Raw genomic sequence first — 20765 nt, 5'->3', positions numbered from 1 at the left:
GAAACCGAAAAAGGTGGGCCATGCGGCTCATCCGCTTCTCTTAACTTTATAAAGAATAAGTAATTCGGTTTCCGTGACCACTATACTGCTACATGACCTTGCAGCCGTCCTCGGTAATCAGAACCATGTACTCCCAGCGTACTCCGCCCCAATCGGGATAGTAGAGTCCGGGCTCGACGGTAACGACCATGCCCGGCTTCAGTTCCCCGGAGGCAATCGGGCTGACACTCGGCATTTCATGTGTTTCCAACCCGATGCCATGTCCCAGTGAATGTGTGAAGAACTCCTCCACACCGTATTTCTCGAAAACACTGCGGGCCGTGTGGTAGGCATGCTGGATAGGCAGTCCCGGACGCATGATCTCTATGGCCGCGGCCTGCGCTTCCCGGACCTGATCACGGACGGTCAGGAACCGGTCGGAAGGCTTGTCGCCGACCCAGAAGGCTCTGGTCTGGTCCGAGCAGTAATCACCGAGCCGACCTCCCATGTCCACAAGGACCAGATCGCCGTCCCCGAGCGTATCACTGCCGGGTATGGCGTGGGGAAGAGCCGCATTGGGCCCTATGCCGACAATTGTCGGAAAGGAAAGCTCGGAAGCGCCGTTGTTGCGGAAAAGCTGTTCCACTTCCCACGAAATTTCATATTCGCTCATGCCCGGCTTAAGCCGGGGCTCCAGAAGTTCATAGACTTTGTGGTTGAGAACGCAGGATTCCTCCATCAGCCGAATCTCGTCCTCATCCTTGATCAGCCTCAGTCCCTCGACCAATCCGGAAACAGACTTCATAGCGCATAGCTCGGACAGGTTTTCATATTCAAAAAGATTGAGAGCCTTGGGATCATATCCAAGGGCAGTCAACTTGTTGGATTTGAAAAATCCACGCAGAGCATCGTATTTGCGACCGGAATAGATGAAAATATCCTCCTCATTCCAGACACGGCGGGCAGCGTCCAGATATCTGGGATCGGTGAGGAGAAAATCACGGCCGTCAGGAGAAATTATCAGCCATCCGGCGGTTTCGTTGCACTGGGGATCGTGAAGCTCGAATCCGCTGAGATAATACCTGTTGGCCGCAAAACTGACCAAAAGAGGAGGAAGACCGCGATCCTTCAAAAGTCTGCGGACATTCTCCCGCCTCTGCTCATAGGTGGCGGTGGAAATTGTCATGTGCGTTACTAGATCCTGTATGTGGTTTCAGGCTGACCGTTGACCATCCTTTCAGCCCATTCTACTCCCTGCATTACAGAATGATCCATGTTTGAAACCTCATACTTCCAGCCGCCGAAACGACCGCGGGAATAGATGTTCATGGATTCAAGAGCAGGCTGTAAAATCTTTAACGCTTCATCGCGCCGCAGGCAAGGGACCGGATAGCCGTAATCCACATTTATGGACCAGCGGGAGGTAATGTCTTTGCGGTCCTCATCCTTGAGCATGGTAGTATCGACCAGACCGTCTTCCACCTGACCGAGGATATCGGATTCATTTATTTTCTTGTCTTCGGAATAGGAAACCTCGCACATCAGCGCCCGCCCTTTTCCGGGAACGGGGGTGTTGTCCGGGGAATAGTTATGAAAATTCGTTACCCGGTAGAACGGACTGTCGTCTTCGGGGAAATACATCCAGCAGCGGGAATCCGGACTTGAGGAGGAAAGACCGATACCGGCTACGACAACGCCGTTGTGTCTGAGCATAGAGGCCGCATTGACCATACGCTCGCCGGGATTTGCAAGCCACTGCGAAACAAGAATATCAAGCGGTCCGGTATTAAGCAGGTATTCGTATTCAATGGAATTTCCCGCATTGTCGGATATGGTCCTGCTGCGCGGATCAATGGAAACTATCTCTGTATTGTATCGTATATGTCCGGAGACTGTTTCCGCCAGCCTGCGATAGATAGATCCTGTTCCGCCCTTGAGCGGAAACCGAAATTTGTTGTTGGGCCCCCAACCTACTTCATCCCGCTCAAGCAGAATGTTCTTGAGCACCGAGCGCAGGTCAATGACGCTGACCCGCTCGCCGATCCAGGAATAATCCATATCTTCTGCACGGGTGGCCCAGACCTTGTAATTATACGGCAGCATGAAATGCCTGGCTATGCCTTCCCCGAAAATCTTGAGAATCCATTCCCGGAAATTACGCGGGGTATCCTCGGAGCGTTCTCCGGGCAGAAGACCGCGAACACACTCCCACCTCTGCTGGTTGGGAAGATAGCGGATGTTATTCTGAAAAGGATAAGGCACCCATGTGCTGCAGGAACGCACCCACGATTCACGTTGATGTTCTATGTATTCATCGCCGAGCAGCTCGTCCAACAACCGGTCATAATACTCGTAGTGAGAAAACACCACATGCCCGCCGATATCCCAAGTGAACCCTTTAGAGTCGGTAAAACTCGATGCAAGCCCTCCCGGCCAGGAATTTTTTTCCAGTACAACGAACGATTTTTCCCCCAGTTCGGTCAATCTCCTGGCTGCTCCAAGACCCGTCGGACCCGCGCCGATTATGGCATATCTGGTTTTCATGCTCCCTTCTCCGCCTTGCTGTGATTCTGTGTTTCACGAAGAAAAAGCAAGTTGCATGCCATCTGCCGGGAATATGTTTCAGACCGCAGAATGACTCTGTCACTGACCTTTCTCTTCGCCGTAACAGGTTCGTAACCAAGTTCGGATAGACACTTTCTCAACGATAGAAAACGGACACGGTGAATCTGCGTCTGCAATCAAATTCCATTTTTGGAGGAAATTATGAAAAAGATTATCGCCCTCGTCGCTGTAATGGTTATGGCTTTTACGGGTTCCGCTTTTGCCGGCACCATCCAGGTCAAAGGTTCCACCACTGTTCTGCCCCTTATGCAGAAAGCAGCTGAAGCTTTCATGAAAGCCAACCCCAATGTTTCCATCTCCATTTCCGGAGGCGGTTCTTCCAACGGAGCAAAAGCTCTCATCGACGGCACCACCGACATCGCCATGATGTCCCGCGACATGAAAAGCGCTGAAGCACAGAAAGCAACCGACAACGGCCGCGCTCCTGTACAGTTCGTAGTCGCTCTTGACTGCATCGTTCCTGTTATCAACCCTGCCAACCCCGTAAATGCCCTTACCAAGGATCAGCTCCTCGGAATTTACACCGGCAGAATCACCAACTGGAAAGAAGTTGGCGGAGAAGACTCCAAGATCGTTGTTATCTCCCGCGACACCTCTTCCGGTACCTATGACTGCTGGAAGCACATCATCATGAAGAAAGACGGCAAATCCAACCGTGTATTCCCCGGTGCACTGCTCCAGGCATCCAACGGTGCTGTTGCACAGGCTGTTGCCAAAAACAAAAAGTCCATCGGCTATGTAGGTCTTGCCTACCTGAACAAGGAACTCAAAGGCGTTTCCGTTAACGGAATCTCTGCTTCCGTTGCCACTGCCAAAGACGGTTCCTACCCCATCTCCCGTGGTCTGAACCTCTACACCCCCGGCAAGCCCTCCGGCGAAGTTAAAGCTCTCATCGACTTCATGATGAGCCCCGCAGGCCAGAAGCTTGCTGCCGACACAGGTTTCATCCCTGTAAAATAGTTAGAAAGGCCAACCGGAAAACCGGGTCCGACAATAAATACTCCGGGAGGCTGATGCCTCCCGGGGATTTTACACTCAAAAAAAGCAACGAAACCAAAAATTTCAATCAGGGGAAAAAACCGTGATCACGTCCCGCAACATCTGTCTACTCCTCATAGCGCTTGCTGTTGTGACCGGAATTTATGCCTACAGGCTGGGCAACAAAACGGAAGCAGAACAGATATTCATTTCCGCTGCCGAGAAAGTGGAGCAGAGGGGAGACTATTCCATGAGTGCCGTAGCCGCGCTCAAGAAAGTCATGATGCTTTCCACCCATGAAGTTTCAGAAAGCACTGAAGAGTCGGGACTGACTCAGGCGGAAAAAGAACTCCGGGTGAAAGAACTCAATGCCGAGTTGAACAGAATCTACACCAATGTCCGTACCGACTACGCCGCCATGGGCAAAGACAACGGTGAAAAGGAAACTCTGCAGCAGATCAAGGCAAGCGCTGAAAGCCTGTCGGCATCAAGGTCCAGAGGGTGGACCATATTCAGTATGATCATAGGTCTGGCAGGAGTTCTGATTTTAGCATTGAAAGCTGTCAATCTCAGCAGGAGAAACACGGAACGACTCATTCACTCCTTTTTCCTGGTGACTGCGTTCACTTCGGTACTGGTACTTTTTCTCATTATGATCTTTCTCTTTGCCGAGGGATTACCCGTATTTCACTACGTATCCCTTCCGGACTTCATCTTCGGATTCGAATGGTACCCCACCGAAGAGCCGCCTGCTCTCGGAATCTGGCCGCTTATTGTCGGCTCCGGAGCAGTCACCCTGCTCTCGTCCATCATCGCGATTCCACTGGGGGTCATGACCGCCATCTACCTTGCAGAAATTGCGCCGAATAAAATCCGGAACATAGTAAAACCTGCCGTTGAAATGCTTGCAGCGCTGCCCTCGGTCGTAATCGGATTCTTCGGAATGGTAGTGGTAGCCCCGTTTCTGCAGGAAACTTTCGACATCGCAGTCGGACTGAACCTGTTCAACGCATCGGTAATGCTGGCTTTCATGGCCGTACCAACCATCACCAGCATCTCGGAAGACGCCCTTTATTCAGTTCCCCCGGAACTCAAGGAAGCCTCACTGGCTCTTGGAGCCACACACTGGCAGTCCATCTATAAAGTAATGGTACCGGCCTCCCTTTCCGGAATCTCAACCGGTGTGATTCTGGGCATGGCCCGCTCAATAGGAGAAACCATGGTCGTACTCATGGTCGCCGGTGGAGCGGGAATGCTGCCGACTTCCATATTCGATCCGGTACGCCCCATGCCTGCATCCATCGCCGCTGAAATGGGTGAAGCCCCGTTTCACAGCGAGCATTACTACGCACTGTTCGCAATAGGCATGGTACTATTTCTGTTCACCATGGCCTTCAACCTCGTGGCCGACTATGTGTCCCACAAATACAAGCAGGTAGGCTCCGCCACCCTGTAACCGCAAGCACGGATCAAAACAAACGGGGAATATAATATGAACAACTCCGCCGAAACCATAGATCAAGTGGATTCAATGATGCAAACCAACGAACAGATCGCCGAGACCATGATCGATCCCGGCCGGAACAACTATACCTTGAGAGAAAAAATCGAAAAGATCGTATTTATGCTCTTCAAGGGAGCTGCCGCCATCAACGGCCTGGCTCTGCTGATTATATGCGGCTTCGTCCTGTACTACGGACTTCCGGCCATGAGCTGGGAATTCCTCACCGAAGCCCCCAGAAACTCGATGACCGAAGGGGGAATATTTCCCTGTATCGTGGGAACAATCGTCCTCAGCTACGGGGCTCTGTTCATAGCCCTTCCATGGGGAGTGGCAACCGCAATATATCTCAACGAATATGCGACCTCGCCCAAGCTTGTCCGCATCATCCGCCTCGGCATCAACAACCTTGCAGGCGTGCCTTCGGTTGTCTTCGGACTTTTCGGACTCTCGCTTTTCGTAACTGTAATGGGAATGGGCGTAAGCATCATGGCCGGGGTGTGCACACTCGGTGCTCTTGCACTGCCACTGGTTATCGGAGCATCGGAAGAAGCTCTCAAGTCCGTTCCCCAGACCTACCGGGAAGCCTCTCTCGGTCTGGGAGCCACCAAATGGCAGACCATCTACAAGGTTGTGCTTCCCGCAGCACTGCCGGGCATGCTCACCGGTTCCATCCTGACCCTGTCCAGAGCGGCCGGGGAAACCGCGGCAATCATGTTTACCGCAGCGGTGTTCTTTACGCCGGACATGCCCCAGTCCATCTTTGACGATGTAATGGCCCTGCCCTACCACATCTACGTGCTGGCCACAGCAGGCACGGAAATCGAAAAAACCAGACACATCCAGTATGGCACATCCCTGGTGCTCATCACACTGGTGCTCGGCATGAACATGGTCGCCATCTACATCCGGGCCAAAATGCAGAAAAAAGTCGGCAGATAGAAATTTATCATCCTCACCCTCTTGACCGTGCCGAAACGGCCCGCATTTTACCCTGAATGCGGGCTGTTTCACGTTTGAAAAGCAGGATCAGTGTCCACCGTAAATTTTACAACGGTGCCCAGCAGGGCTTTACCTTTGTCCCGTGGGTCTTCCGGCAGGTCATCCATGTAATTGAGGATACGTTCAGCGGCCTTCCTATCAAGCTTTCTCAGACCCTTCTTGGCCCTTGCAGTGTACTCAACCATCCAGCCCAAGGTCTTTTCTCACTTCTGCACTGGAAAAAGTCTTACCGCTCTTTTTGAGGTGTTCTTCATAAGCCTGAACGGCAAGCAGATGGTCTTCTTTATCCTCAAGAAAGGCTATGATGGCTTGCTTGGCATAATATGATTTGGTGCGACCTGTCTTTTCCGCTAGTTGGGAAAGCTTCAATTCGATTTCTTCGGGTAAACGTACGGATAACATTTAAGCATCCTCCTTTGTCATACAGTTAATACATGTATGACTGACAGTCAATATCAGGATGGACGGAAAAATGAAAAGCCGCTCCGCGTGGTACGGAACGGCTGTTTGTCATTGTAAGATTTGGTGGCAGTATCAGCCGATAACCTACTGCATAGAATTTTCCTTAGGCACAACACGTAGTGAGACCCCAAGAGCACCTAGAACCTTCATAATAGTGCTGTATCGAGGCTGAGATCCGGGACTAAGGGCTTTATACAGGCTTTCCCTGCCAAGTCCGGCATCTTTAGCCAATTGGCTCATCCCTCTAGCCTTGGCAATATTTGCCACAGCCATAAGCATTACATCCTGATTACCGGATTCAAGTGCGGCATTCAAATATTCAGCAAGGTCTAAAACGGGGAAGGAGAATCAGGGCTGAACCATGCAGGAGGCTGCTGTTCAGCATCAGCTCTGGCACAGCCCTGCCAGATCTTGCGGACTTTGAGGGTCTTTTCTATTTCGTTCAGCACGGAGCGCTTTCCGCGGACCCATTCGGGGGCAATCAGCTCTCCGGGAACGGCATCGGCTTTCAACCGGTGGATCACTATCTCCGGCCTTAAAACCGATATGGCTGCGACGAGCATTTCGATATACTCAGCCTGTTCGATAGGCGTATATCCGCCCGCCTCGTAGATTTTCTGCAGCGGTGCGCCCCTGCCCACAAACAGGTTGTGAAACTTTATCCCGGACACGGGCAGGGAATTCAAAAACTCCACGGATGCAAGAAAATCCTTCTCACTCTCACCGGGCAGTCCGGCAATAACATGCGCGCAGACCGGAACACCGTGGCTTGATGCGAGCCGCACAGCCTGCGCAAAGCACTCGGAATCGTGCCCGCGATTGATCCTCTTCAGGGTAAGGTCGTTGGAACTCTGCAAGCCCAGATCAAGCCATGTTTCGCGCAGATCAAGTCCGCGAATAAGCTCAAGCTTGGCGGAATCCAGACAGTCCGGTCTGGTGCCGATGCAGATTCCGGCCAGCCCTTCAAGTCCTTGCAGTTGATCGAAGGCACACTTGAGTTCATCAAGAGAGCAGTATGTGTTTGAGTATGACTGGAGATAGGCCAGATAAAGTCTGGCCTTATGCATTTCGGTCAGCTTGGCCCGCCAGAGTTCCCACTGTTCCGGAATTGTCATGGCCATGGCGTGCATACCGGAACCGGAACCCTGCGGACTGCAGAAGATACAGCCATGGCGGGAAATCTTCCCGTCACGGTTGGGGCAGGTAAATCCGAAATCAAGCGGGATTTTCTGAACCCGCTCCCCGAATGTCTGCCGTAGTCTGGTGGCCAGTCCGTAAAATCGCTGCATTGAACTTAATGGAACTCACCAGATTCTACTTAAGAGTAACCAATCCGTAATTCTTCTTGCCCTTGCGGATGAGCATGCATTCACCGCCGATGAAATCATCTGACGAAGGCACGTAATCGAATTCGGAAACCCTTTCGTTGTTGATGTAGAGCCCACCGGCCTGGATATCCTTGCGGGCCTGTCCCTTGGACTTGGAAAGACCGAGATCAAGAAGTATCTGGGGCAGGTCGGGCAGATCTGCGGCAGCATATTCAACGCCGGGAGCGGCTTCCATGGCCTCGCGAAGAGTTGCGGCGTCAACGGTTTTGATGTCGCCTTTGCCGAACAGGGCGGAGGTTGCGGCCTGAACTTTTTCCAGTTCCTCTTTACCGTGGATCATGATGGTAGTTTCCTCGGCAAGCTTCTTATGCGCTTCGCGCAGGTGCGGAGCCTCTTCAAGGCTTTTTTCAAGAGCATCAATCTCTTCACTGGAAAGGAAGGTAAAATATTTCAGAAAATTGATAACGTCACGGTCATCGGTATTGACCCAGAACTGGTAAAATGCATACGGCGAAGTCATTTCCGGGTTCAGGTAGATGGCGCCTTTTTCGCTTTTGCCGAACTTCTTTCCTGCTGCGGTTGTGATCAGGGGAAAGGTCAGAGCAAAGCCCTCACCCTGGGCCTTGCGGCGGATAAGCTCGCAACCTGCGGTAATGTTGCCCCACTGGTCGCCGCCGCCGATCTGAAGCTGGCAGCCTTTTTCCTTGAAAAGATGGTAGAAATCGTAACCCTGCAGGATCATGTAGCTGAATTCAGTGTAGGATATACCAACATCCTCACGGCCGAAACGGCCTTTGACCGATTCCTTGGCCAGCATCCAGTTAACAGTGAAATGCTTGCCCACATCACGCAGCATTTCAAGAAAAGACATATTTTTGGTCCAGTCATAGTTGTTGACCACTTCCGCCTTTTCGCCGGTATTGCGTTCACAGAAAGCTTCGATCTGTGACCGGATATTCTTTGCCTGCGATTCAATCTTTTCCTCGGAGGCAAGCTCGCGCTCCTTGTCCTTTCCGCTGGGGTCGCCGACACGTCCGGTTGCGCCGCCAAGCAGGAACAGGGGGTTGTGCCCAGCTCTTTTCATGCGGACAAGGCAGAGGAGCGGAACAAGGTTGCCGATATGCAGGCTGTCCGCGGTGGGGTCAAAGCCGCAATACATGGTCTGACCGGGAGTATCCAGATACTCGCGTACCTTCTCTTCGTCAGAAACCTGATTGACCAGCCCCCGCCACTTGAGTTCATCGTAAATATTCATGGTTGAAACCTCTTTATGTTATTTTAGCCTGCATCGGCTTTATTTCAATAATGAAAAAATCGTGGAATCACACGTCCAGCAGCCCTGATTTCCATGCTTCAATGGCTACGGTCCTGCCGCTGTGTTCGTCCACTTCCAGCAGCGCTCCCTGCAACTCCACCGGACCGCCGGCCACTTTCCATTTCTGGGGCAGTCCGGAAACAAATCTTTTAATGACCGGCTTAGGCGTCAATCCGAGACAGGAATCGACCGGCCCGCACATTCCGGCATCGGTAATAAACCCGGTGCCGTTTTCAAAGATACGGGCATCGTTGGTCTGCACATGCGTATGGGTGCCGAAAACTGCACTTACCCTGCCGTCGAGATAGCGACCAAAACACTGCTTCTCGGAAGTTGCTTCGGCGTGAAAATCCAGCAGCACGATTTTTATATCCGGATCAAGCCCTTCAAGAAGCCTGTCCGTGCAGCGAAACGGACATTCCGCGGGATTCATGAAAGTACGTCCCTGCATATTCAGGATTGCAACCGGCACTTCATCACGAACCCTGAAAACAGTCCACCCCTTTCCCGGAGCATCTTCAGGGACATTTGCGGGCCGCACTATCCTCTCGCTGGTTTTCAGCAGCGGGTACAGATTCTGATACTTCCAGATATGGTTGCCGGAAGTAATCACGTCTATTCCGCAGCCTAGCAGATCAGCTGCATTTTTAGCGGAAAGGCCGATCCCCTGTGATGCGTTTTCACCGTTGGCAATCACCAGATCAAGCTTCAAAGAACGGCGCAGTTCACCAATGCGCAGGGCAACTCCCTTGCGCCCGGGTCTTCCCACGATATCTCCCAGAAAGAGAATCCGCATCAACTGCTCCCTGATATTGTCTGCGACGGCAGGTCTGTTCGCATGTATTCATAACGCTTGAACTAAAGCTTCTCGTCTGAGGCAGATAAACCTATCTGAGGCATCAAAGCGGTCATTGCCAAAGCCCCACAAACACTATCATAAGTCACGTTTTTTCAGAGCAACAGACTAAACCATTAAGGTTTCCAAAGGGGATTATCCCCTTTGGCCGCCGGAGGCGAAATCAGATCATCAGCATCAAAAAATAAATAAGTGCTTCCATAAAAATGCCAGCCTGTTGAAAAAGGCTCGATTGCATGGTTCCGGCAAGGGAAGTGCAGTCAGGCCTCTATCGGCAGTCTGGCAGCAGGGGAACGGCCCGGAGGCGGTCCCCCGGGCCGCAATACAGACTATTTATTTTGCATAACCGACGGAACGACGTTCGCGGATAACGGTTACACGGATCTGACCGGGATAGGTCATATTGTTTTCAATCTTGGTGGCGATGTCCTTACAGAGCATATGGGTATTATCATCGGAAACCCTGTCCGCATCTACCATGACCCTGATTTCGCGACCGGCCTGAATTGCGTATGCCTTGGAAACGCCGTCAAAACCGGTAGCCACGTTTTCGAGCTCTTCAAGACGCTTTACGTAGTTCTCCAGCAGTTCCTTTCTGGCACCGGGACGCGCTCCGGAAAGGGAGTCGGCAGCCTGAACAAGTGTTGCCAGAACGGATTTGGGAGGAACATCTTCGTGGTGGGCCTGAATAGCGTGGATGATTTCCTTGGATTCGCCGTGCTTCTTGGCCAGATCGGCACCGATTACGGCATGGGGACCTTCGACTTCATGGTCTACGGCCTTGCCGATATCGTGCAACAGTCCGGCGCGCTTGGCGATCTTTTCATCCATACCCAGCTCCGCGGCCATAATTCCGCAAAGGAAAGCGACTTCCAGTGAATGCTGCAGCACGTTCTGCGAAAAGCTGGTCCTGTACTGCAGCTGTCCGAGAAGTTTTACTATCTCGGGATGAATACCATGGACACCTACATCGAAAGTGGCCTGTTCACCGATTTCGCGCAGCTTGACGTCCATTTCCTGCTCAACCTTGCTGACAATGTCCTCAATGCGGGCCGGATGGATACGTCCGTCATGGATCAAGCGCTCAAGAGCCTGCTTGGCAACTTCACGCCTGAGCGGACTGTACGCGGACAGAACGACTGTTTCCGGAGTGTCGTCTATAATGAGGTCAACACCGGTGGCAGCTTCCAGGGCGCGAATATTGCGGCCTTCGCGTCCGATGATGCGTCCTTTCATGTCTTCGGAAGGCAGTGTGACGGCTGTCACGGTCTGCTCGTTGACGTAATCGCCGGAATAGCGCTGGATGGCAAGAGCCAGAATCTTGCGGGCCTTGCGGGAACCTTCTTCCTTGGCCTCCACCTCGATTGCGCGGACCATCTTGGCGGCTTCGTGGCGGGTTCTGCTCTCGATTTCGGTCATGAGCTTTTCACGAGCTTCTTCCGCAGTCAGCCCGGAGACTTCCTGCAGCTTGCGTTCATGATCATCCTTGCGTTTTTCAAGCTCTTCACGCAGGGTTTCAAGTTTCTTTTCCTGCTTGATCATGCGCTTTTCAAGAGCAACAACTTCGGATTCCTTGTTGGCAACTTTTTCAAGCTTCTGCTCAAGACGCTCTTCTTTTTCCTGGAGACGCTCTTCCTGCCTTTTGAGGGTGCGCTCCATTTCTTTGTACTCGTTTTCCTGTTCTTTCTTGAGGCCGTATACTTCATCCTGCGCCTGAAGCCTTATTTCCTTCTTCATGGCTTCAGCTTCCTTGCGGGCTTCCTGAACTATTCTGTCAGCAAGCCCTTGCGAATCGGCTAGGCGTTTGGAATTAACATACCGGTGCAGGGCATAACCGCCTGCGGCACCCAGGGCCATTCCAAATAAAATCAGAAAAAAATCCCCAAACATGCCATTCTCCTTTTATAGTAACAGGCCGCCCAGGACCTGATTAATCATTGCCGACTCTATCAATCGGAAAAGATTACATGAATCTTCCAAATGAGGAACAGAGAACAGACGAGGCTGAAGGAGAGGATAGCTGAAAAGACAGGCGGGATCAGAAAGATAATTACATTTCACCAGAATTTAGCGCAGTTCTGGGTCCCGCCGGGGAACCCCGGAGATGCCGTGTTGCCTTATTTGTTAGAACCTAGTCTAACAGGTGGGCGCTGCCCCCGAAGTTTCAGGCTTCCCGGTCTGACCGGGCCTGCACACCACTCCGGCGATGCTTGCTCCCTTACTTTTTATATTGGTTCAAAAGCCATAGGGCAATCACGCACTCCCCAGGGAAATTCAGTATATCTTAAAAATTGGCGCAATGCACCGCTTATCACTTCTCTAACAGCGCGTTAATTTTCTCTTCCATTGTTTCGAGTTTGCGACTGTGTTCCAGATAGTCATCGGCCAGACTAAGGGCCAGACATGTAAGCAGCTTCTCCTTGCTCACATCCCTGCCACCCCGTGCGAGTTCGCTGTACCTCTCTTCGAGCACATCTTTCGCGGCTTCTATTCGTTCTTTATCCGCATCGGTCTTGAATGAAATCTCAAGTCCGAGAACGGGCAGAGTATAACGGGGCATGTCGGTCTGACTACCATTTCCTGTATAATTTCGTACAAAGCCCTTCCCCGTTTCTTACAGGGAATCAGCCGTTTAAAACTTAATCGAGCGTTCCTTCAACCTTGTTCAGAAGCACCTCTATACGACCGCGGACTTCATCCTTGCGTTGCTTCTCCTGCTCCAGTTCTTCAAGGAGAAATGCATTTTCCTCTTCGAGCTGTTTTATTTTCTGCAGCATCTTCTCGAAACGTTCTTCCAATTGAGCGATAATTTCCATGTTTTTAACCTAATACCTTCTCATTACAAAATCAAGACTTCTTGGAAGTCCGGGAAATGTTGACCTGCCTGCTTCTTGCTACGCCCAGGTCTCCGTCTTTAACATTTTTGGTGATGGTCGAACCGGCAGCTATCAGCGCGCCTCGCCCTACGGTCACCGGGGCGACCAGCGCGGTATTGCTGCCTATGAATGCTCCTTCACCGATGACTGTCTTGTGCTTGTTTATTCCATCATAGTTGCAGGTGATGGTGCCGGCTCCGATGTTTGTTCCCGCGCCTATCTCACTGTCTCCAAGATAGGTCAGGTGACTGGCCTTGGCTCCTTCACCGAGCACGGCTTTCTTCATTTCGACAAAATTACCTACTCTGGAGCCGGCTTTCATTACCGCTCCGGGGCGGAGTCTTCCGTAAGGACCGACCATGCAGTCCTGCCCGACTTCCGCCTCCTGCAGATGACTGTACGCCTTTATAATCGCACCTTCAGATACACAGGAGTCCGTAATGCGCACATGCGACTCGATAACAGCCCCACGGCGGATTACAGTTTTTCCGTAAATTTCACAAGGGCCGGTTATCTCAACCCCGGGTTCGATTTTCACTCCCGGACCGACAACAACCGACTCCCAGCTATGCAGAGTCACACCGGATTCAAGGAGACTCAGTGCCGTCCGCTCACGCAGGGAGGATTCAGCCATGGCAAGTTCAAGAGGACTGTTTATGCCCATCAGATCACCTGAATCACCGCAATTAACAGCAGAGACTTTCATTCCGCCCGCCACGGCAAGATCGACAAGGTCGGTAATATAATACTCGCCGCCTTTATTCTCGTTGGTCAGATTCCAGAGCAGCCGGTCCACTGCACTCACCCTGAAACAATAGATTCCGGCATTGACCTCGCCCGTGGAGGGCCCGTGGACGGATTCGTTGTAATCTTTCACTTCAACAATCGCAGTTACCCGCCCTTCAGCATCGCGCAGTACACGTCCGAACTGGTTCTCCGCGTTAGGAGTTATAGTGACGAAAGAAACGTCCGCGGGATCGTTTTTTAAGGCATCAAGAAAACGTGCAATGTCCCTCTCTCCTATCAGCGGAGTATCTCCATTGATCACCAGGCAGAACTCACACCCGCTCGACTTGACCCTGTCCCAGCCGACCTGCAGGGCATGCCCGGTTCCAAGCTGCTCGGACTGGAGTACAAAGCGGTCCTTCATGTCAGGGAAAGCGGTCTCTACAGAATCTGCTCCGAACCCGACAATCGTAAAAATGTCTTCTCCAAGCGATGGACGCAAAGCCTCATATACGTAAAAAAGCATGGACTCACCAAGCAGGGTCTTCAAGACCTTGGGCTTGTCAGAATGCATGCGTGTGCCTTTACCTCCGGCCAGCACCAGGGCACAGGCAAAAGAATTTCCCATATCTAAAAATCTCCAAGTTAATTGCTTGGCACTAAGTAACAGTTTGGACGCTCTGAGTAAATGCGTATGAGCAAAAATATATATTTATTTTCACCGTTTTTTCAATGAGATAAGCATAATTTTCACAAATTGAAAATCTCTCAATCAAGTCATCAATGATCATTGAGAAATCTTTATCGCGTGCATTCATAAGAGCATAGAAGGAACAAATAAGGGTGTAGGTGTAAAACAGCTTAAATTCATGAGTATAATAAATATGACTCTTTTTTACCCCGCAAAAATTAATTTCAGGAACTAGATTTTATGCGCTTTGCGCTTTTGACAAACAGATTTCGCCGCTGGCAGCCAAAGGTGATAATCCCATTTGGAACCCCTCGTAATTTAAGGCTACCGCAATGAAAATCGTCACTTAAATCAAGAAAGTTGCTGGGCTAAGGCAATAGCCACATAAAAAAGGAGCAGACTGTTTTAAACAGTCTGCTCCCTGACAGCCATGGGGCTTTAAGGCTGAAACTAAGCTCTAGTGAGTGGTAGTCCCGGCCTTCTGGGCTGCATCTTTACAGCTGAGGCGGGCAATTGCTCTCTGGAGAGCTGCCTGCGCACGTGCGGCTTCAATGCGGTCCTGTGCTTTAGCCAAACGAGCCTTCGCTTTTTCCTGAGCTTTCTGAGCCCGAGCGATGTCGATCTCAACGGCCTTTTCAGCAACTTCGGCGAGGATGGTCACTTTATTGTTTCCTACTTCGGCGAAGCCGCCGGAAACAAAGATATAGTGAGTTTTGGCACCGTCTTTAAAATAGAGGTTGCCTACGCCAAGAGCCGAAAGAAAGGGTATATGGTTGGCCATAATACCAAACTCACCCTCAATTCCCGGGGCGCCGACATAGTCGACTTCCTGAGAAAGGACCTTGCGATCAGGAGTAACGATTTCCAAAAGGAGCTTACTAGCCATAATCGCGTCCTATGCTATTTGTTTTTCTCTTTTTCAATGGCTTCGTCGATTCCGCCTACCATGTAGAAAGAGTTTTCAGCCATATCGTCGTACTTGCCGTCGAGGATTCCACGGAAGCCCTTAACAGTATCTTCGAGCTTTACGTAAACGCCGGGGGTACCGGTGAATACTTCAGCAACGTGGAAGGGCTGGGAAAGGAAACGCTGGATGCGACGAGCGCGTGCAACGGTAAGTTTATCTTCATCGGACAGTTCGTCCATACCGAGAATGGCGATGATGTCCTGAAGGTCTTTATATTTCTGCAGAACCATCTGAACTTCACGAGCAGTGGTGTAATGCTCGGCACCAAGGGTGTTGGGGTCGAGAATACGGGAAGTGGAGTCAAGCGGGTCAACAGCAGGGTAAATACCAAGCTCTGCAATCTGACGGGAAAGAACGAGAGTACCGTCAAGGTGAGAGAAGGTAGTTGCCGGTGCGGGGTCGGTAAGGTCATCAGCAGGTACGTAAACAGCCTGAACAGAGGTAATGGAACCTTTGTTGGTGGAGGTAATACGTTCCTGGAGACCACCGAGGTCGGTACCCAGAGTAGGCTGGTAACCAACAGCGGAAGGCATACGTCCCAGAAGTGCGGACACCTCGGAACCGGCCTGGGTGAAACGGAAGATGTTGTCGATGAAGAGAAGTACGTCTTCACCTTCTACATCACGGAAGTATTCAGCGATGGTCAGAGCGGTCAGAGCAACACGTGCACGTGCTCCCGGAGGCTCGTTCATCTGGCCGTACACGAGCGCGGATTTCTCCAGAACGCCGGCGTCTTTCATTTCGTGGTAGAGGTCGTTACCTTCACGGGTACGCTCACCAACACCTGCGAAGCAGGACTTACCACCGTGCTGCTTGGCGATGTTGTTGATCATTTCCATCAGAATAACGGTTTTACCAACACCTGCGCCGCCGAAGAGGCCCATCTTGCCGCCCTTGGGGAAGGGGACGAGAAGGTCAACAACCTTGATGCCGGTTTCAAGCAGTTCAACAGTGGTGGACTGCTCGGTGAATTCAGGAGCGGGACGGTGAATGGGAAGCTCATCCTTTGCATCGATGGGTCCCAGTTCATCAACGGGACGACCGACAACGTTGAGAATACGTCCGAGAACGCCTTCCCCAACGGGTACGGAAATAGCTTTACCGGTTGCTACAACGTCCATGCCGCGAACGAGACCTTCGGTAGCGTCCATGGCGATGGTACGAACAACGTTGTCACCGAGATGCTGTGCAACTTCGCACACCAGATCCGGTGCATCGGAGTTGTTCGGGTTGTCAATCTCGACAGCAGTCAGAATGTTGGGCAATTGCCCTTCAGGAAATTCGACGTCGACAACCGCGCCGATAACCTGAACAATTTTGCCTATAATTTTACTCATCAGAGTAACCCCCTATATTATCCTTTCAGCGCTTCAGCGCCGCCGACAATGTCCATAAGATCCGAAGTAATAGCTGCCTGCCTGGTCTTGTTGTAAAGTAAGGTCAGAGTTTCGGTCATGTCGTCACATGCGCGCGATGCGTTATCCATCGCAGTCATACGAGCGGCATGTTCACTGCAGGACGTATCCAGCAGTCCGCGATAAACCTGAACATTTACAAAACGGGGCAGAAGCTCTGCGAGAAGACCTTCAACGGAAGGTTCGTAGATGTATTCGGCGGAAGATCCGGATTCCTCGCCTTCCTGCTCTTCAGAAGAGATGGGCAGAAGAGCCATGGAAGTGGCTTCCTGTATGCCGACACTTACGAATTTTCCGAAGATGAGATAAACCTCGTCCAGTTCTTCAGCAAGGTAGGCGTCGATAATTTTGTTACCGACGGAACTGGCAAGGGTAAAGTCGAACGAACTCATATCATCCGCATAGGATTCAACTATTTCGTATTCGCTTTTCTTGACAGCGTCGCGACCTTTCTTACCGACGCAGTAGAACTTGACGGTCTTACCTTCGGCCTGTTTTTCCGCGGCCAGTTTAAGGGCCTTATTTATCATGTTAGTATTGAAGCTGCCGCAAAGTCCGCGATCAGAAGTAGTAAGCACGATGCCTACGGTCTTGATCTCTTCGTGGACTTCAAGCAGAGGATGGACACTGGAGTCGGCACCCGCTGCAAGGTCACCAAGCATTTCATAGAACTTGTCGGCATAGGGGCGGAACCTTTCGATACGACCCTGTGCACCGCGAAGTTTCGCGGATGCGACCATGTTCATGGCTTTGGTGATCTGCTTAGTCTTTTTAATACTGACTATCTGATTCTGGACATCCCTAAGAGAAGCCATCAGTACCTCCCCGGATTAAGCTGTGAAACCTTTTTTGAACTCTTCGAGAGCGGCCTTCAGCTGTCCTTCGAGATCTGCATCAAGAGCGCCTTTGGCCTTGATTCCTTCCAGAATTTCAGGCTTGGCATTCGCGATGAATTCCTGAAGATCATCTTCGAACTTACGAACTGCAGTAACAGGAACTTCGTCCATGTAGCCGCGGGTTCCGGCGTACAGGGAGATAACCTGCTGCATAACGTTCATGGGCTTGTACTGAGGCTGCTTGAGAAGCTCAACCATGCGGGCACCGCGGTTCAGCTTCTGCTGGGTGGCCTTATCGAGGTCGGAACCGAAAGCTGCGAAAGCGGCCAGTTCGCGATACTGAGCGAGGTCAAGACGCAGAGTACCGGCAACCTGCTTCATGGCTTTAATCTGAGCGGCACCACCAACACGGGAAACGGAGAGACCAACGTTGATCGCGGGACGAATACCGGAGTTGAAGAGGTTGGGCTCAAGGTAAACCTGACCATCGGTGATGGAGATAACGTTGGTCGGGATGTATGCGGATACGTCACCGGCCTGGGTTTCAATGATGGGCAGTGCGGTCAGAGAGCCTGCGCCCAGGGAATCGTTTACTTTGCAGGAACGCTCAAGAAGGCGTGAGTGCAGGTAGAAAACGTCACCGGGGTATGCTTCACGTCCCGGAGGACGACGGAGCAGCAGAGACATCTGTCTGTAGGCAACAGCCTGTTTGGAAAGGTCATCGTATGCGATGAGGGCGTGGTTGCCGCCGTCACGATAGTATTCCGCCATGGTTGCACCGGTGTATGCAGAGATGAACTGCAGAGGTGCGGGCTCGGAAGCGGTGGCGGAGATGATGGTGGTGTATTCCATTGCACCGTGCTTGCGGAGAATGTCGGCAACCAGAGCAACGGAAGCCTTTTTCTGACCGATAGCAACGTAGAAGCAGTGGATGCCGGAGTCTTTCTGAGCGAGGATGGCGTCGACGCAGATAGCGGTCTTACCAACCTGACGGTCACCGATAACGAGTTCGCGCTGTCCGCGTCCGATGGGGGTCATGGCGTCGATAGCCTTGAGACCGGTGTACATGGGTTCATGTACGGACTTACGGGCGATGATACCGGGAGCCTTGAGCTCAACGGGACGCTCTTCTTCAGCCTCAATGGGTCCGAGACCGTCAATGGGCTGACCAAGAGGGTTAACAACGCGGCCCATAACTGCGGGACCGACGGGAACGGAGAAGAGCTTGCCGGTACGTTTTACCGGATCGCCTTCTTTAAGTTCGGTATCGTCACCGAGAAGTGCGACACCGACGTTATCTTCTTCGAGGTTGAGAACCATGCCCATCAGGCCGCCGGGGAACTCGAGGAGTTCCATAGCCATTGCGTTCTCAACACCATGAACACGAGCGATACCGTCACCAACGTAGAGCACGGTACCTGTTTCGCTCATCTCGACCTTAGACTCATAATTTTGAATCTGATCTTCAATGATTTTGCTGATTTCTTCCGCTTTAATCTGCATGGCCCTATACACCCCTTTTAATCTGTTCTTTCATCATTTGCAGCTGTGCGCGAATGCTGGCGTCAAGAACTTTGTCTCCGACCTGGAGGACGACACCGCCGAGGATGTCCTTGTCCACACCGAACTCGAGTTCAATCTTGCTCCCGAGCTGGTCTTCAAGACGCGCCTTAATCTCTCCCTGCCGCTTTACGGCAAGTTTGATCGCAGTCACAAGCTTGCCTCGGACGACACCCTGGACCTTGTCCAGCATTCCTGCATAATCGCTTGCGATAGCGGGAATAACCGGAAGACGTCCCTTGTCGGCCAAAAGGCTGCAAAAGTTTTTCACCACAGGTCCTGCCGAGGTCTTCTCAAGCAACTTTTCAAGCACGGCCTTTTTCTCGTCCGCGCTGAAAACAGGATTCTGGAAGAGCCTCAGGGCCTCCGGGGAATCTTCCAGGATCTGGGACAACTCGGACAGTGCCTTACCAAACGCCGCGAGGTCTTTTTCTCCCTGCTTCTGGCCAACAGAGAACAACGCCTTGGCGTATCTGCGTGAGACTATGTTCCCGGTCAATTGAGCACCACCTTTGTTAAGTATTCATCCACAAGATTCTCATGCTGAGCCTTGGTCAGTTTGCTCTTGACGATCTTCTCAGCGGCTTCGATGACTTTATCAGCCATTTCTGCACGCATTTCGTCGAGGGCAACGTTGACTTCCTGCTCAGCGGAGACCTTGGCCTGTGCCTTGATCTGCTCAGCAGTCTGCTCTGCCTTCTGGATAATCGCTGCCTTCATGGCCTCGCCCTGAGTCCTGGCTTCTGAAAGGATAGAATCCTTTTCCTGCTCCAGATTGGCTATACTTGCTTCCACATCGCGAAGCTTCTTCTCTGCTGCTTCCTTACGGTCCTGCAGATCATTAAGCTCCTGTTTGATGCCTGCCTGGCGTCCTTTGAAGAGTCCGGCGATTTTATCACCGGCAAACTTGTAGAGAACACCGAGAACAAGAATCAAGTTAAGTACACGCCATCCGAAGTTTGCCCAGGGAATCTCGTGATGCCCTTCCCCGCCGCTTGCATAGGCTGCGCCTGCAGCAAGCAGTACGGTAAGAGCGGCTGTTGCCATGATCATGTTTTTCCGCTTCAAGGCTAAACCCCCCTTCGATATTGATTAGGCCTAGCCAAGAACCTTGGCTGTAACCTTCTGAGCAAAAGCTTCAACTTCGCCGCCAAGAACATCCATAGCAGCATTTTTCTCAGCTGCCACTTCCGCACGAGCTTCCTTCATAGTTGCTGCGGCAACTTTTCCGGCCTCGTTGATCAATGTCTGTTCCTGAGCAGCGCCCTGTTCTTTGAAGTTGTTCCGGATATCCATGCCTTCTTTGCGGGCGGAATCCAAAGCAGCTTCGTAATCCTTAACCTTTGTGTCGGCCAGTGAAGTAAAATTCTCCACTTTGGCCAACTGGTCGCTCATAAGCTCCGCACGTTTGCGAATGATTTCGCGGATTGGACGGAACATGATAAGGTTGAGAACAAGAAGGGTGATGATGAAGTTCGCTAACTGGATAAAAAAGCTAATATCTAAATCAATCATGCCTGCTCCCGAAAAGGTTGTGAATTTTTGTCCAAAGTCAGTCGCGGTTTAGCTAATTTTAAAGGTTGTGTCAAAGGGTTTTTCGATTTGAACAGCTTCCTTTTACCTTTTCAGCCCCCGTGAATACTGGCTT

Annotated in this window: 21 protein-coding genes, 1 other RNA gene and 1 pseudogene; 3 read left to right on the top strand and 20 right to left on the bottom strand. The window is 51.6% G+C overall.

What is annotated here, in order from left to right; translation table 11 throughout:
- Positions 1-88: 88 nt before the first annotated feature.
- Positions 89-1165 carry an aminopeptidase P family protein gene (locus tag ACKU4E_RS15255; protein WP_320171940.1) on the bottom strand — a complete coding sequence of 359 codons (1077 nt, stop codon included), beginning with the start codon at positions 1163-1165 and terminating at the stop codon, positions 89-91.
- An 8-nt stretch (positions 1166-1173) separates the two neighbouring features.
- Entirely contained in the window at positions 1174-2523 is a 1350-nt protein-coding gene (locus ACKU4E_RS15250; protein WP_320171939.1) for an FAD-dependent oxidoreductase, read from the bottom strand.
- A 222-nt stretch (positions 2524-2745) separates the two neighbouring features.
- Here ACKU4E_RS15250 and ACKU4E_RS15245 point away from each other — a divergent pair, with 222 nt between their 5' ends.
- The 3 genes from ACKU4E_RS15245 (at position 2746) to pstA (ending at position 6025) form a co-directional block, all read left to right on the top strand.
- On the top strand, positions 2746-3564 hold the full coding sequence (locus ACKU4E_RS15245; protein ID WP_320171938.1) for a PstS family phosphate ABC transporter substrate-binding protein: 819 nt from the start codon (positions 2746-2748) through the stop codon (positions 3562-3564).
- Positions 3565-4099: 535 nt separating this feature from the next.
- Complete coding sequence (pstC, locus tag ACKU4E_RS15240) at positions 4100-5038, top strand: phosphate ABC transporter permease subunit PstC (protein WP_320172647.1); 939 nt, start codon at positions 4100-4102, stop codon at positions 5036-5038.
- Positions 5039-5074: 36 nt separating this feature from the next.
- Positions 5075-6025: a phosphate ABC transporter permease PstA gene (gene pstA / locus ACKU4E_RS15235; protein ID WP_407944117.1), complete on the top strand. Its 951-nt coding sequence runs from the start codon at positions 5075-5077 to the stop codon at positions 6023-6025.
- Between the two features lie 68 nt (positions 6026-6093).
- On the opposite strand, the gene ACKU4E_RS15230 is transcribed toward pstA, so the two are convergent.
- The 18 genes and pseudogenes from ACKU4E_RS15230 to ACKU4E_RS15145 form a co-directional block, all read right to left on the bottom strand.
- Positions 6094-6270, bottom strand: a complete 177-nt coding sequence (locus tag ACKU4E_RS15230; RefSeq protein ID WP_320171937.1) for a hypothetical protein — start codon at positions 6268-6270, stop codon at positions 6094-6096.
- Positions 6263-6487, bottom strand: a complete 225-nt coding sequence (locus ACKU4E_RS15225; RefSeq protein ID WP_320171936.1) for a DUF6290 family protein — start codon at positions 6485-6487, stop codon at positions 6263-6265. Before ACKU4E_RS15225 ends, ACKU4E_RS15230 begins: the two co-directional genes overlap by 8 nt.
- Positions 6488-6631: 144 nt before the next feature.
- Positions 6632-6877, bottom strand: a pseudogene (locus ACKU4E_RS15220) (addiction module antidote protein); the annotation flags it as partial.
- Entirely contained in the window at positions 6877-7836 is a 960-nt protein-coding gene (locus ACKU4E_RS15215; RefSeq protein WP_320171935.1) for a TIGR01212 family radical SAM protein, read from the bottom strand. The pseudogene ACKU4E_RS15220 and the gene ACKU4E_RS15215, both read right to left, overlap by 1 nt.
- Positions 7837-7861: 25 nt before the next feature.
- The gene (gene tyrS / locus ACKU4E_RS15210) at positions 7862-9130 is read right to left on the bottom strand and encodes a tyrosine--tRNA ligase (RefSeq protein ID WP_320171934.1); all 1269 of its coding nucleotides are present in this window, start codon (positions 9128-9130) and stop codon (positions 7862-7864) included.
- Positions 9131-9197: 67 nt separating this feature from the next.
- Positions 9198-9986 (bottom strand): TIGR00282 family metallophosphoesterase, encoded by a 789-nt coding sequence (locus ACKU4E_RS15205; protein WP_320171933.1) that lies wholly within the window; start codon positions 9984-9986, stop codon positions 9198-9200.
- Positions 9987-10379: 393 nt separating this feature from the next.
- Entirely contained in the window at positions 10380-11936 is a 1557-nt protein-coding gene (gene rny / locus ACKU4E_RS15200) for a ribonuclease Y (protein WP_320171932.1), read from the bottom strand.
- A gap of 201 nt (positions 11937-12137) precedes the next feature.
- A non-coding RNA gene (ssrS, locus tag ACKU4E_RS15195) (6S RNA) lies at positions 12138-12320 on the bottom strand.
- Positions 12321-12357: 37 nt separating this feature from the next.
- Positions 12358-12606, bottom strand: a complete 249-nt coding sequence (locus tag ACKU4E_RS15190) for a cell division protein ZapA (RefSeq protein WP_320171931.1) — start codon at positions 12604-12606, stop codon at positions 12358-12360.
- A 79-nt stretch (positions 12607-12685) separates the two neighbouring features.
- Positions 12686-12862 (bottom strand): hypothetical protein, encoded by a 177-nt coding sequence (locus ACKU4E_RS15185; protein ID WP_320171930.1) that lies wholly within the window; start codon positions 12860-12862, stop codon positions 12686-12688.
- 31 nt (positions 12863-12893) lie between these two features.
- Positions 12894-14276, bottom strand: a complete 1383-nt coding sequence (gene glmU, locus ACKU4E_RS15180) for a bifunctional UDP-N-acetylglucosamine diphosphorylase/glucosamine-1-phosphate N-acetyltransferase GlmU (protein ID WP_320171929.1) — start codon at positions 14274-14276, stop codon at positions 12894-12896.
- A 520-nt stretch (positions 14277-14796) separates the two neighbouring features.
- A complete protein-coding gene (locus tag ACKU4E_RS15175; RefSeq protein WP_320171928.1) occupies positions 14797-15225 on the bottom strand; it encodes a F0F1 ATP synthase subunit epsilon in 429 nt (142 codons plus the stop codon).
- 14 nt (positions 15226-15239) lie between these two features.
- Entirely contained in the window at positions 15240-16643 is a 1404-nt protein-coding gene (gene atpD, locus ACKU4E_RS15170) for a F0F1 ATP synthase subunit beta (protein WP_320171927.1), read from the bottom strand.
- A gap of 17 nt (positions 16644-16660) precedes the next feature.
- A complete protein-coding gene (locus ACKU4E_RS15165; protein WP_320171926.1) occupies positions 16661-17536 on the bottom strand; it encodes a F0F1 ATP synthase subunit gamma in 876 nt (291 codons plus the stop codon).
- A gap of 15 nt (positions 17537-17551) precedes the next feature.
- Entirely contained in the window at positions 17552-19060 is a 1509-nt protein-coding gene (gene atpA, locus ACKU4E_RS15160; RefSeq protein WP_320171925.1) for a F0F1 ATP synthase subunit alpha, read from the bottom strand.
- Positions 19061-19064: 4 nt separating this feature from the next.
- Positions 19065-19616 (bottom strand): ATP synthase F1 subunit delta, encoded by a 552-nt coding sequence (gene atpH, locus ACKU4E_RS15155; protein WP_320171924.1) that lies wholly within the window; start codon positions 19614-19616, stop codon positions 19065-19067.
- A complete protein-coding gene (gene atpF / locus ACKU4E_RS15150; protein ID WP_407944116.1) occupies positions 19613-20185 on the bottom strand; it encodes a F0F1 ATP synthase subunit B in 573 nt (190 codons plus the stop codon). The genes atpH and atpF overlap by 4 nt, the downstream gene beginning before the upstream one ends.
- A gap of 30 nt (positions 20186-20215) precedes the next feature.
- A complete protein-coding gene (locus ACKU4E_RS15145) occupies positions 20216-20632 on the bottom strand; it encodes an ATP synthase F0 subunit B (protein ID WP_320171923.1) in 417 nt (138 codons plus the stop codon).
- Positions 20633-20765 lie beyond the last annotated feature (133 nt).

Origin of the sequence: Maridesulfovibrio sp. (assembly GCF_963677005.1) — a bacterium.
GTDB lineage: Bacteria > Desulfobacterota > Desulfovibrionia > Desulfovibrionales > Desulfovibrionaceae > Maridesulfovibrio.
Note: the sequence above shows the minus strand (reverse complement) of the source record. Positions and strands in the feature narration are given on the sequence as shown.